Origin of the sequence: Amycolatopsis echigonensis (genome assembly GCF_002846615.1) — a bacterium.
In the GTDB taxonomy this organism is placed as follows: domain Bacteria; phylum Actinomycetota; class Actinomycetes; order Mycobacteriales; family Pseudonocardiaceae; genus Amycolatopsis; species Amycolatopsis echigonensis.
This window is the reverse complement of the sequence record NZ_PJMY01000003.1, coordinates 4,359,105-4,372,104: the sequence shown is the minus strand read 5'-3', so window position 1 is coordinate 4,372,104 and position 13,000 is coordinate 4,359,105. Positions and strand designations below refer to the sequence as shown.

Sequence of the window (13,000 nt, the reverse complement as noted above, 5' to 3'; positions counted from 1 at the left end):
CTTCCTCAGCTGCACCACGACGGTCGCCGCGAAGGCGATCATGAACGCCACGGAGCCGACGGGAGCGTCCTGCCCGACGGCGCGCGCACTTCCTCGACCTGGCTGAGATCGGTGCCGTCCGCCATCAAGGCCGCCAGGTGGCAGGTGTAACTCAGCACGTCGTCGCGATACCTCCAGGGCGGCGCGGCCGTGGCAAGGAATATTCCGCTGCCACTAACCGATCCGGAACCGCTCTCGGTATTCATTAGGCGTCGTGTTCAGAGTCCGCCGAAAAGACCGGTTCAGCGTCGAAACAGTGCCGAATCCGCACACCCCGGCAATCCGTGACAACGTCTCGTCAGTCGTCTCCAGCCGGTGCCGCGCCGCCTCGACCCGCGCGTGCTCGACGTAGGCGGCGGGCGTCATCCCCAACTCCGCCTTGAACACCCGCGTGATCTGCCGATCCGTCACGTGCGCATGCGCGGCGAGATCGGACACCGTCAGCGGATCGGCCAGATGAGCCGCGATGTACTGCCGCAGCTCGTCCACCCGCCGGGTCGCGGACGCGGGCTCCAGTGACACGCTGAACTGGCTCTGCCCGCCCGGCCGCCGCAGGAACATCACCAGCTGACGAGCCACCCGCGAAGCCAATTTCGGGCCGAAATCGTCGGCCACCAAGGCCAGCGCGAGATCGAGGCAAGCACTCAGCCCGGCACCGGTCCACACGGAACCGTCGCGGATGAAAATCGGGTCCGCGTCGACGGTCACCTCTGGATGCTCCGCGGCAAGCTGCCGGGCGGTCGACCAGTGCGTAGTGGCGCGTTTGCCGTCGAGCAGCCCCGCCGCCGCGAGGATGTGCGCGCCGACGCAGACGGACGCCACCCGGCGCGTCCGCGCGGCCAGGCGACGGACCTCCTCGACCACCGCTGGGTCGCATCGGGCGATGACCTTCCCGTTCTCCCTGGTGGTCACCGCGCCGGGCACGATCAGGGTGTCGATCGCCTTCCGGGACAGCTCCGCGAAGGTCACGTCCGGCACGACGCGCACCCCGGCCGAGGTGGTCACCGGCTCCAGCGTCTCCGCCGCGAGCACCACCTCGTAGCCGGTCGGACGGCTCATTTCCCGCTGGAGCAAGGAAAACACCTCAGCGGGACCGGTCACGTCGAGCAGGTCGATCTGGTCGAACAGGACGACGACCAGCAGCCTCTTCATCGCACTCCCATGTCGGTTTCTGCGCTTCGCATGTCATTGCCGACATCCGACGCCGAGTCTAGCGTCGGTCGTGCGGAACGGAAACGAGAGGAAACCCCACTATGGCAAGGAAAACGCTGCGGGAGCTAAGCGGTCTCGACCAGACCCCGGCGACGCTGGCCGACGCGACGCTGATCCTGGTCGACTACCAGAACACCTACACCCGCGGCGTGATGGAGCTGGAAGGCTGGCGGCCGGCACTGACCGCGGCGAAAGAGTTGCTCGCCAAGGCCCGCGCCGCCGGAGCGAAGGTGATCCACGTCGCCCACGACAGCGGCGAGGGCACGCCGTACGACATCCGAGCCGAAATCGGCGACATCCACCCGGACGTCGCTCCGATCGAGGGCGAACCGGTCGTCGTCAAGGGCGCGCCGAACTCGTTTGTGAACACCGACCTAGGCGAGAAGGTCGACGCGGCCGGGCACAAGAACGTGGTGATCGCCGGGTTCATGACCAACATGTGCGTCACGTTCACCACCGAGGGCGCGTTCCTGCGAGGCAACCACCCGACCGTCGTCGCCGACGCCTGCGCCACGCGGCCGTTGCCGACTCCGGCCGGGGAAGTGAGCGCTGACCAGCTGCACGCCAGCGCGCTGGCGACCATCGGAGATCTGTACGGCGTGGTCGTTCCCAGCGTCGCCGAACTGAGCTGAACACTGGCCTCGGCAGGACCGCCGTCCTGCCGAGGCGATGGTCGACTCGTTCGGAACTGCGGGTCAGAGCTTGTCGTTGAAGAAGGGAACGATCGTCTTCAACGCCTCGCCCGCCCCGTTCGGACGGTCGTACAGGTCGTAGTGCGAAGCACCGTCGATCTCAAGGAGAGTCTTGTCGGCGGACGCGGCCCGCTCGTAGATCTCGTGGCCGTCGCGGTAAGCACCGAACGCGCCCTGTTTATCCTTGTCGCCGATCACGATCAGCAGCGGCTGGTCGAGCAGTTCTTCGGCCAGGTAGAACGCGTCCCAGCCCAGCACCGCCGTGCCGTGCGCGGCCTCGAACAGGACGCAGCCGTGCTCCGCCTGCCCGCGGTCGGTGCGGTAGTACTCGAAAGCCTCGATGATGTCGATGTCTCCGGTCTGCTTCGCGGCCTCAGCCGTCTCAGGCAGGAACCCGTTGACCGCGCTCTGCTCGCCGCGCGCCTCCGCGGTGCGCTGCTGGCCGATCGTGCTGAGCGCCTGGATGACGCCGCCGTTCTGCCCCGCCATCTCTCGCTGGAGCCGTCCGAAGTTGGCACCGGTGACGGACGCCACGACCTTGAAGCGCTTCTCGGTCTTCGCTGCCGCGAGGGTGTACCCACCGCCGCCGCAGATGCCGAGCACGCCGATCCGGTCGGCGTCGACGTACGGAAGAGTCACGAGGTAATCGACGACGCGGCTGAAGTCCTGGACACGCTGAGCAGGGTCCTCGAGGAACCGCGGTTCGCCGCCGCTCGCGCCCTGGAAACTGGCGTCGAACGCGATGACCACGTTCCCGGCCTCCGCGAGGGCAGGTGCGTAGACGTTGCCGGAGGTCTGCTCCTTGCAGCTGCCGATCGGATGCGCCACGACGATCGCGGGATAGGTCTTGGACTCGTCGAAGCCCGGCGGAAAATGCAGATCCGCCGCGATGTCCCAGTACATGTCGCGATTACGGAACTTGACGTGCTCGACGGTGCCGGTGGCCATGAAGCCTCCTCAGTCAGGCCCGGGGCGTTTCCCCGGTCTGACTTCCACAGTCGTTCAAGGCGCGAAGGGGTACCAGTTCGGGTTCTTTCCTAGGAAGGATCCTTCCCAGGAAAGAACATGCGCGGCGGCGCGGCTCAAACGTTGAAGCGGAAGGCCCGGCCTCCCAGCCGGGACACTCACAATCGACCGCGCAGGCTTCGACCTGGTCGATTCGTCTGAAATGATCTTCGCGCAGGCGGCAACCTTGCTGAAAACCGCCATGGCCGCGCGGCTTTCGGGCCGGGATGCCGACGCCGCGGCCAGGTCGCTCGTCAGCACCTGGTGAGTCCGAGCAGTGCCAGAAACTGCGAAAGCGTGCTGGCGCTAACGGCGGGGCTACCTCCCGTCAGAGACCCCGGTTGCCGACCTGAAGTCATGCCTGCTCGGTTATGCGTGCCGGAAGCGACAGCTACGCCTTTTGGCGAGGCTAGACGTTGAAGCGGAACTCCACGACGTCACCGTCCGCCATCACGTAGTCCTTGCCCTCCATGCGGACCTTGCCCGCCGAGCGCGCGGCCGCCATCGAGCCCGCCTCGACGAGGTCTTCGAACGACACGACCTCGGCCTTGATGAAGCCGCGCTCGAAGTCCGTGTGGATCACGCCGGCGGCCTGCGGGGCGGTCGCGCCCTGCGGGATCGTCCAGGCGCGCGATTCCTTCGGGCCGGCCGTGAGGTACGTCTGCAGGCCGAGCGTGTGGAAACCGGCGCGGGCCAGCGCGTGCAGGCCCGGTTCCATCTGGCCGACGGACTCCAGCAGCTCGCGGACGGACTCCTCGTCGTCCAGCTCCAGCAGTTCGGCTTCGACCTTGGCGTCGAGGAACACCGCGTCCGCCGGCGCGACGAGCTTCGCCAGCTCCTCGCGGCGCGCCTCGTCGGTGAGCACGGCCTCGTCGGCGTTGAAGACGTACAGGAACGGCTTCGTGGTGAGCAGGCTCAGTTCGCGCAGCGCCTCGCCGTCGACGTCCTTCTGCGCCTGGAACAGCGTGCGCCCGGAGTCGAGGATTTCCTTGGCCTTCTGGGCGTTTTCGAGCGCCGGCCGCGCTTCCTTCTTGGTGCGCGCCTCTTTCTCGAGCCGCGGCAGCGCCTTCTCGAGCGTCTGCAGGTCGGCGAGGATCAGCTCGGTGTTGATCGTCTCGATGTCGGACATCGGGTCGATCCGGCCGTCGACGTGCACCACGTCCGGGTCGTCGAACACGCGGATGACCTGGCAGATCGCGTTGGCCTCGCGGATGTTCGCGAGGAACTTGTTGCCGAGCCCGGCCCCCTCGGAGGCGCCCTTCACGATGCCCGCGATGTCCACAAAGGACACCACGGCGGGCACGATCTTCTCGGACGAGAAGACCTCGGCCAGCTTGTCCAGCCGCGGGTCCGGCAGCGGCACGACGCCGACGTTGGGCTCGATCGTGGCGAACGGGTAGTTCGCGGCGAGCACGTCGTTGCGCGTCAGCGCGTTGAACAGGGTGGACTTGCCGACGTTGGGCAGGCCGACGATACCGAGGGTGAGACTCACGGCCGGTAAGTCTACGTGCTGCGCGCGGGCCCCCGCCGACCCGGTGAGCGCGGCCGCAACGTCGTGTCGGTTTTCCGCCAGTCAGGGCTCTCACCTGCTGGCATCATCGACGGCATGGCTACCTCGACCATCCCGATCTGGCGGGACACCGAGCGCTGCTACCGCGCGGTGACCGCCCGCGACCAGCGGTTCGACGGCCAGTTCATCATGGCGGTGCGCACCACGGGCATCTACTGCCGCCCGTCCTGCCCGGCGCTCACGCCGAAGGCGCAGAACGTCCGTTTCTACCCCACTTCGGCCGCCGCACAGGCCGGTGGTTTCCGCGCGTGCCGCCGCTGCCTGCCGGACGCGGTCCCGGGTTCGCCGGATTGGAACGTGCGCGCCGACCTGGCCGCCCGCGCGATGCGGCTGATTTCGGACGGCCTGGTCGAGCGCGAGGGTGTGCCCGGCTTGGCCCGTCAGCTCGGCTACTCGGAACGCCAGCTCGGCCGCGTGTTGACGGCCGAGCTGGGCGCGGGTCCGATCCGCCTCGCTCGAGCCCATCGCGCCCACTCGGCGCGGTTGCTGATCGAGATGTCGCAACTGCCGCTCACGGACGTCGCGTTCGCAGCCGGGTTCTCCAGCATCCGGCAGTTCAACGAAACGATCCGCGAGGTGTTCGCGACAACCCCGTCACAGCTGCGCGCGGCGAGCCTGCGCCGCGGAAACCGCAGCGAACCCACCGGCGCGACGCGGCTCAGCCTCCGCCTGCCGTTCCGTGCCCCATTCGACGCCGCGGGCGTGCTGAACTACCACGCCTCCCGGGCGCTGCCGGGCATCGAAGCCGTCTCGGACGACGGCTACGGCCGCACCTTGCGGCTGCCCCACGGCCCGGGCTCGGTGTGGGTCAGCCCGCGCGCTGGCTACGTGCAGTGCGACCTGGCCCTTTCGGATCTGCGCGACCTGAGCAGCGCCGTCAGCCGAGTGCGGCGGCTGTTGGACCTGGACGCCGACCCGGAAGCCGTCTCACGCGTGCTCTCCGCTGATTCGGCGCTGGCCCCGCTGGTCGCCGCCACTCCAGGCATCCGCGTACCGGGTGCCGTTGACGGCCCGGAAGTTCTGCTCCGCGCCCTGCTGGGCGAGGACGTGGCCGACGTCGTCGAACTTGGCGAGCCAGTCCCGCCCGCCGACCCGCCCATGGACGCCCTGACGACCCTGTTCCCGAGCCCGTCAGCCATCGCCGAGGCCGACGTGAAGCCGCTGGTCAAGGAGGTCGCCGCCGCGATCGTCGCCGGTGAACTAGACCTGCACGTGGGCCGGGACGCCGACGAGTTGCGCGCCGAAATGCTCGCAGCCGGCGTCGATCCCGGCACCGCCGACTACGTCGTGATGCGCCTGCTCAGCGCCCCCGACGTCCTGTTGACCGCCGACCCAGCCGTCCGCCGCGGTGCAGCCGAGCTGGGCATCGACGTGGCGACGTCCGCGCGCGACTGGCAGCCGTGGAGTTCTTACGCCAGCCGCTATCTCAGTTCCCGAACCGCTTGAGGAGACTTTCCGTGCCCACCGCCTTCTGGTCCACTTTGGACACCAAGATCGGCCCGTTCACCGCAGTCGCAACCGGCGACGGTGCCGTACTGGCCTCCGGCTGGACAGGCGACGTCGCCGAACTGACGCCGCTCATCTCACCGTCCCTAGCCCCGACGACCCTCACTGAACGCCGCGACCTGGGCCCGGTAACCGCCGCGATCCGCCGCTACCACGGCGGCGACCTCGACGCCGTGGCCGACATCGAGGTACGGCAACGATCCGGCCCCTTCCGCGAGCACGCGTGGGAGATGCTGCGCAAGGTCCCCGCAGGAAGCCCAGTGAGCTACGCGGAGTACGCCGCCCTCTCCGGCAACCCCTCCGCAGTCCGCGCGGCAGCGACCGCCTGCGCCCGCAACGCGGCTGCCCTGTTCGTGCCCTGCCACCGAGTCGTGCGGACCGGCGGAGCGATCGGCAACTTCCGCTGGGGCGTGGACGCGAAGCGGTGGCTTCTGCACCACGAAGAGTCAGCCTGACGGTTCACGAGAGGCCGGAGTCGGCTGAGGTCGTTGGAGTTGGCTCGAGCCGGGTCGCGGTTGACTCGGGCCAGCTCGCAGTTCGCTCGGGCCGCGTTGCGGCTGACTAGGGCCAGGGTGCGGTTCGCTCGGGCCGCGTTGCGGCTGACTAGGGCCAGGGTGCGGTTCGCTCGGGCCGGTCACGGCTGGCTCGGACGACGTCGCGGTTGGCTCCGGCCAGGTCGCAGTTCGCTCGGGCCGCGTCGCGGCTGGCTCCGGCCAGGTCGCAGTTCGCTCGGGCCGGTCACGGCTGGCTCGGACGACGTCGCGGTTGGCTCGGGCCGCGTTGCGGTTGGCTTCGACCGCGTTCGCCCGCGGGCGAACGCGGTCAAGGTGGCGGCGCGGAGCCGCCGCGCGTGGCGGAGTTTGCTGGCCGACCGCGCCTGACGGCCGTCTGTTCCCGCCGACAGCGCTGCTCGGCCCACCTCCACTGCGACCGCCGACCACCGCAGCACCCGGCTCGGGCCCCGACCGCTGCGGCCACCGACCACAGCCCACCACCGCAACGGCAGCCACAGCCCGCCATCGGCACGGCAGCTGACCACAGCTGCCACCGACGGCACCCGGCTCAACCACGACCACAGCAGCCAGCTCGGCCCACCACCGCATCGGCCACCCAACGACTGCACCAACTGCCCACCACTGACAGCGCCCGACTCGGGCACCACCGCAACAGCCGCCAGCCGCAGCGCTCAGCCCGCTCACCGGCTAACCACATCCAGCCAGCCGCTCACCGGCCAACCACATCCCGGCTAGCCCTGCCGCGAGCACCGCAATGCGACTGTCGTCGCGAGCCGCCCGGCCAGGCCAGCAGCAACTCGGCGAAGGAGCCGCAGCCGTCGACACGGCGCAGGAGCATCCTCCTCTCGTCAGGCCATCTGCAGCTCCACTTTCGACCCGGTGCGGGACTTCCGCACCCGCAGGCGCGTGGGGATGCGCTGGCGGAGCTCCTCGACGTGCGACACCAGGCCCACCACGCGGCCACCAGCACGGAGTTCGTCGAGGATGTTCATCACCACGTCCAGCGTCTCGGCGTCCAGCGTGCCGAAACCCTCGTCCACGAAAAGGGTGTCGAGCAGCGCACCGCCGGTTTCGCCTGCCACCACGTCGGCCAGGCCCAGCGCGAGCGACAGCGACGCGAGGAACGACTCGCCGCCCGACAGCGTTTTCGCTGGGCGCACCGTGCCGGAGTAGTCGTCCAGCACGTCGAGGCCGAGGCCGCCCCGGGTACCACGCGCACCGGCCGCGTCCGAGTGCACGAACGAGTAGCGGCCCTGGCTCATGGTCCGCAGCCGTGCCGTCGCCGCGAGCGCGACCTCCTCCAGCCGAGCAGCCAGGACGTACGAGCGCAACGACATCTTCCGTGCGTTCTGCCCCCGCCCGTTGACCACTTCGGACAGTGCCCGAAGTTCGGCGTACTCCTCCTCCAGCGGACGCAGCTCCGACAGCGCTGTGCTCAACCGCCCAGCCAGCTTCACCAGTTCGCGGTGTTGCGCCGAAACCGCTTGCTGCGCGGCGAAAGCGGTGTCCGCACGAGCCCGCGTCTCCTTCGCTCGCTCGGCCAGCGGCGCGACATCCACCGTGTCGTCCGGCGAGATCCCGAACAGTTCCGGTTGCGCGAGCATCTCCCGCGCACCGGCGGCCATGGCTTCCGCCTCAGCGAGGCCCTGTTCGAGCTTCGTGACCTGCTCATCGGTCCGGACCGCGGCGCGCATTTCTTCGAGGGTCGAGAACCCCTTGGCGTGCAACGAGATTTCCACCAGATCCCGTTGCTCCGCGAGCCGGGCCTCCGCTCCGGACACCGCGGTGTGCGCCTCCGCCGCCAAGTCAAGCGCACCAGCAAGCGTGAGCAAATGCTGCCGCCGGGCGGGAACGTCCGGGAATTCTCCCCTGCCTGCGACCAGCCGCTGCTCGCGCTCGGCCATCCGCACGTCCAACGCCCGGATCTCGGCGTTCGCCTCGGTGACCGTCTGCTCAGCGAGGCGCTGCTGTCCGGCCAACTGCTCGGCGCTGCGCTCCAGTTCAGCGACCTTCGCGTTCAGTTGATCCTTGCGCTGCGCCTTTCCGGAGAGTTCCGCGACGACCGCACGGGCTTCGGTCAGCGCGGTCGCGATCTCCTCCGCGGTGCGTCCGTCCAACCGTTCGCGCAAGGAGACAACCCGCGCCTTGGCCTCCTCCAACGCCGACACCACGCGCTGACGCAACGCCGACGCCTTCTGCTCGGCCTCTTCGGCAGCGCGTTCCTCATCCGCATCCACCAGAGGCGCGTCATGGTTCGCCAGTACCGGATGTTCGGCCGACCCGCACACCGGGCACGGCGCTCCCTCGGCCAAGCCAGCAGCCAACTCTGCTGCCATTCCGTCGAGACGCCGTTCGCGGAGATCGAGCCGACGCTGCCGAGCCGCATGGTGCTCGTCGACTACTTCGCGCAGCTTCGCTTCGCCGCGCGCGACCTTGGCTTCAGCCGGCGGCAACTCCTCGGCCGCACGAGTGAGCGCTGTCAGCTCTTCGACGCGAGACCTCGCACCGTCCAGCTTCGCCGCCGCTTCGCCAGCCACTGTCGCTTCGGTACGCGCAGCGGAAATCAGACCGGGCAACTCCGCCAATCGCTCCGCGAGCCCGGCAACCTGCTCGGCGGCCTTCTCCGCGACTTTCTGCCGCTCCGCACGGCGTTGTTCGTCGCTCTTCTGCTGGTCGGCCTCCGCCGCCAACTCGGCGAGAGCACCAGCCTCCTCGCGGACGGAACCCGCGCGCTCGCGAAGGTCGGCGACGGCGAGGCCGACCGCGTCGAAACCGAGGTCGGCGAGGTCTCGGATCCGGTCCGCCACCAGCACCTGCGCATCACCGAGTTCGGCGGTGCGCCGGTCCATCAGCTCGGCCTCAGGAACCACCGCGGCAGCGCGCCGAGCCGCCGCGATCTCTTCCGTCCACTCAGCACGTTCGGCCGTCTGCTCGGCGACCTGCGTCAGCCGGGTGTGCGCGGTGCGGACCCGGCGGATCTTTTCCGCGTCCTCCTCCGCCTCGCGCAAAGCGACCTCAGCGGCCTTCGCCGCCGAACGTGCTTGCGCCGCCTCGGTTTCCGCTGCCTCGGCCCGGGCAGCGACCTCGGTCAGCACGGCCTCGACCCACTCCGGCTGTCCTTCCTCCGGCGGTTCCTGCTGCGCTTCCTGGGCGTAGCGGGCGAGCAGCTCGCGGACCTCCTGCTGCCGCTTTTCCAGCGCCCGACCGCGTTCCGCGCGAAGGTCCGCGAACCAGCGTTCGACGTCGGAGAACCGCTCGGTGCCGAAAAGCCGTTCCAGCAGCTTCTCGCGCTCCGTGGTGTCGCTGCGGAGGAACTTCGCGAACTCTCCTTGCGGCAGCAGCACGACCTGGAAGAACTGCGCCGCCGTCATGCCCAGCAGTCGCTCGACGGTGCGCGCCACCTCGTCGATGCGGATGCTCCCGTCGGGCGGCAGCCCGGCGGGCGGTTCGCCGACCCAGGTCAGCGAAACCCGAGCCTGCTGCGTGGTGAATCCGTCGCCGCGTTTCTTCGGCCGCTGGTACTCCGGGCTGCGCACGATCCGCAGCCGCTGACCCTGCACGGTCAGCTCCAGCACGACCTCGGTTTGCCGATCGCGCTCAGCGAGATCGCACCGCAACCGCTTGACGTCGCCGCGCGCGCCCGGCACCACGCCGAACAACGCGAACGCGATCGCGTCGAGCAGCGTGGTTTTGCCCGCGCCGGTGTCGCCGTGGAGAAGGAAGAGACCGTCGGCGCCAAGGGCGTCGAAGTCCACCACCTCCCGCCCCGCATAGGGGCCGAAGGCTTCTACCTCCAGCAGATGCAGTCTCACAGCTTCTCCACCGCCGCCCGGTTCGCTGCTTCGAGCGCCAGGTGCACGAGCCGCTCCTCGCGTTCAGTCGGCGGAGCGCCGCGGCAGTCGTCGAGGAAACTGCGCGCGATCTCGATGTCACTGCGCCCGCGCACTGCTTCGGCATACTTCAGTTCGGTGCCGGCGACCCCGCCATCGGGTCGCCAATCCATGTGCACCGCGTAGGGAAAACGGCCCTGCAGCAACCGCATCGCATCGATCGGGCGCACTCGATCAGTGACGGTGATCGAGAGGAAATGCTCGCGCCATTGCTCGTGCTCCGGGTCCTCGAGCAAGGCGGCGAGCTCGCCGGAGAGCGTCGCGAGCGGACGCGGCACCGGCAGCTCGTGCCGGCGGACCTCGGCCAGGCCGGTGGCGTCGAGATCCACGAACCATACCGATTTCCGTTGCCGCGCTTCGGAAAACGAGTACGCCAGCGGACTTCCGGAATACCGGAGGTGGTCCGCGAGCGTCTGCGGTCCGTGCAAATGCCCGAGCGCCACATAGTCCACGCCGTCGAAGACCGAGCCGGGAACCTGCTCGACGCCGCCGACCGCGATGGTGCGCTCCGATTCGCTGGCCTCGCCGCCGGTGACGAAAGCGTGCGCCAGCACTACGGATCGAGTGCCTGGACGAGTGGCCAAATCGTCCCGCACCCGCCGCATCGCCTCGCCGAGCACACCGGTGTGGCCGCGCGCCTGCGGCACGCCCAATGCGTGCCGCGACGGCTCGGGTTCGAGATACGGGATGCCGTAGAACGCGACCTCGCCGTGTTCGTCGTGCAGCACAACAGGTTCCGCGATGCCTTCGACGGTCGCGCGGACGTGCAGCCCGCCCGCCGCCGCGAATTCGGCGAACGCGCCCAGCCGCGCGGCCGAATCGTGGTTGCCCGGCGTGACCACGAGTTCCGCGCCGGCCCGGCGGATGCGGGTCATCGCGGCCGTGGCGACGCGGACAGCTTCGGCGGACGGCACCGCTCGGTCGTAGATGTCACCGGCCACCACCACGACGTCGACCGACTCGCGGTCGACGAGTTCGGCGATGTGCGTGAGGGCGGCCTCCTGTTCGGTGAGCAGATCGGCACCGTGGAACGTGCGGCCGACGTGCCAGTCAGACGTATGGAGGACTCTCACGGCGACCACGTTAGGAGCAGACCCCGACGAAATCCCGGAGGCACGCCGGTACCCCACTCGAACGTGTGTACGAAGCCGATCAGGTCCACTGCGGACACGCCCAGCCTCGGATCTGGAAAGTCGCAGGTCAGCTACGCAGCGCGACCGCGGGTGCCGGTTTTTGTCGGTGCGGTCCGCCATGATGTCTCGCGTCCGGACACCCGCCGGACCCGACGGAGAGGAGGACCGGGTGGAGACGGTGATCACCACCGCGGCCGTCGTGCTCGCGCTGCTCCTGTGCGTCGCGGTAGTCGCACTGTGGCGGCTGTACAACGACGGAATGCGCCGCGCCGACGCGGCCGCGCGGCTCGTGGCGGCGGAGCGCGCGAAAGGCGACCAGCAGCAGCTCGCGCTGCGCCGGTACGAGGTGGCGTTCGCGTCGATCCACGGCCGCGGCGAACTCGGCGAGCAGGTGCTCGTGGAAACCGCGCGCGCTCTCGGACTGCGGGAGGGACTGCACTTCACCCTGCAGACCGATCTGGGCGGCGGCGGGAGCGCGAAGCCCGACCTGGTGCTGAATGTCGGCGGCGGCCGCGCAGTTCCGGTCGACGCGAAGGCGAGCATGGCCATCTGGGCGGAGGCGGTCGAGACCGACGACCCGGAGGAACGGCTCGACGCGCTGCGCGTCCACGTCCGGCAGCTGCGCTCCCGCGCGGCGGAGCTGGCGGGCAAGGGCTACCAGCGCTGGGCGGACGCGATTTACGGCACCATCATGTTCATCCCGTCCGACGCTGCCGTGGTCGCCGCTCTCGACACCGATCCCGAACTGCTGCGCTGGCTGATCGACCGTCGCGTCTTCCTGTGCGGCCCAACGGGATTCGGGGTACTCGCGTCGGCTGCGCTGTTCGCCGCCAGCGACCGGGCGCTCGTCGAGGACGTCGAGCAAGTGCGCGCGGGCGCCGCCGCCGCGCACCGCGCCGCGGGCAATGCGGTCGAGGCGCTGAATCTGTCCACGACGCACCTGCAGCGCTTCGTCTCGGCCCGTCGTCGGGAACTCGAGGCACTGGAGTCGTTCCGTGCGACAGTCGCGCCGCTCACCGACGCGTCGGGCAGTCCGGCACCGGTGCCGCAGCTTCGGAAGGGAGACGAGGTGGCAGCTGGTTGAGGGAGCGGTGCGATGGCCGCAGGCTCGACAGTCGCGATCGGACGATCGACGCCTGCTTTCGCGGGACGGGTCTGGCAGCGTCGCTTGCGGGCGTCGGGATGACGGCCTCAGGTTCGCTGGATGCGAGCTGATGCTTGGAGCCTGGCAGGGCTTTGGGGTCGAGCGGAGTTCGGTCAGGCGGGGTGGTGACGCGACGCCAGCGCTGTGTGGCGGGCCTTGGGTGTGGCGGCACGGTCCGACGGTATGAGACTGCGACACGGATCCGATGACACAGTCCCGGCGGGCACGGCCCGGCGGAACGAGCGCGGAAGCGCGAACTGGCGGAGCGAGTCTCAGCGGCGCGATCCCGTGGCG

The 13,000-nt window shown here is 69.5% G+C and carries 9 protein-coding genes; 4 read left to right on the top strand and 5 right to left on the bottom strand.

Annotated features, from left to right (window positions below):
* Window positions 1–213: 213 nt before the first annotated feature.
* Window positions 214–1,191 (bottom strand): GlxA family transcriptional regulator, encoded by a 978-nt coding sequence (locus tag ATK30_RS25815; protein WP_101437786.1) that lies wholly within the window; start codon window positions 1,189–1,191, stop codon window positions 214–216.
* A 101-nt stretch (window positions 1,192–1,292) separates the two neighbouring features.
* Here ATK30_RS25815 and ATK30_RS25810 point away from each other — a divergent pair, with 101 nt between their 5' ends.
* Window positions 1,293–1,883: a cysteine hydrolase family protein gene (locus tag ATK30_RS25810; protein WP_101437785.1), complete on the top strand. Its 591-nt coding sequence runs from the start codon at window positions 1,293–1,295 to the stop codon at window positions 1,881–1,883.
* A 63-nt stretch (window positions 1,884–1,946) separates the two neighbouring features.
* Here the strand turns inward: ATK30_RS25810 and ATK30_RS25805 are convergent, their stop codons facing one another.
* Window positions 1,947–2,891 (bottom strand): alpha/beta hydrolase, encoded by a 945-nt coding sequence (locus ATK30_RS25805; RefSeq protein WP_101437784.1) that lies wholly within the window; start codon window positions 2,889–2,891, stop codon window positions 1,947–1,949.
* Window positions 2,892–3,357: 466 nt separating this feature from the next.
* Window positions 3,358–4,440, bottom strand: coding sequence for a redox-regulated ATPase YchF (ychF, locus tag ATK30_RS25800; RefSeq protein WP_101437783.1), 1,083 nt, complete (start codon window positions 4,438–4,440; stop codon window positions 3,358–3,360).
* 114 nt (window positions 4,441–4,554) lie between these two features.
* Between ychF and ATK30_RS25795 the strand changes: the two genes are divergently transcribed.
* Complete coding sequence (locus tag ATK30_RS25795; protein WP_101437782.1) at window positions 4,555–5,964, top strand: DNA-3-methyladenine glycosylase 2 family protein; 1,410 nt, start codon at window positions 4,555–4,557, stop codon at window positions 5,962–5,964.
* Between the two features lie 11 nt (window positions 5,965–5,975).
* Window positions 5,976–6,479, top strand: coding sequence for a methylated-DNA--[protein]-cysteine S-methyltransferase (locus tag ATK30_RS25790; RefSeq protein ID WP_101437781.1), 504 nt, complete (start codon window positions 5,976–5,978; stop codon window positions 6,477–6,479).
* Window positions 6,480–7,387: 908 nt separating this feature from the next.
* Here ATK30_RS25790 and ATK30_RS25785 read toward each other — a convergent pair.
* On the bottom strand, window positions 7,388–10,351 hold the full coding sequence (locus tag ATK30_RS25785) for an AAA family ATPase (RefSeq protein WP_101437780.1): 2,964 nt from the start codon (window positions 10,349–10,351) through the stop codon (window positions 7,388–7,390).
* Window positions 10,348–11,502 (bottom strand): exonuclease SbcCD subunit D, encoded by a 1,155-nt coding sequence (locus ATK30_RS25780; protein WP_167442006.1) that lies wholly within the window; start codon window positions 11,500–11,502, stop codon window positions 10,348–10,350. The genes ATK30_RS25785 and ATK30_RS25780 overlap by 4 nt, the downstream gene beginning before the upstream one ends.
* 229 nt (window positions 11,503–11,731) lie before the next feature.
* Here ATK30_RS25780 and rmuC point away from each other — a divergent pair, with 229 nt between their 5' ends.
* Window positions 11,732–12,646: a DNA recombination protein RmuC gene (gene rmuC / locus ATK30_RS25775; RefSeq protein ID WP_101437778.1), complete on the top strand. Its 915-nt coding sequence runs from the start codon at window positions 11,732–11,734 to the stop codon at window positions 12,644–12,646.
* Window positions 12,647–13,000: the final 354 nt, after the last annotated feature.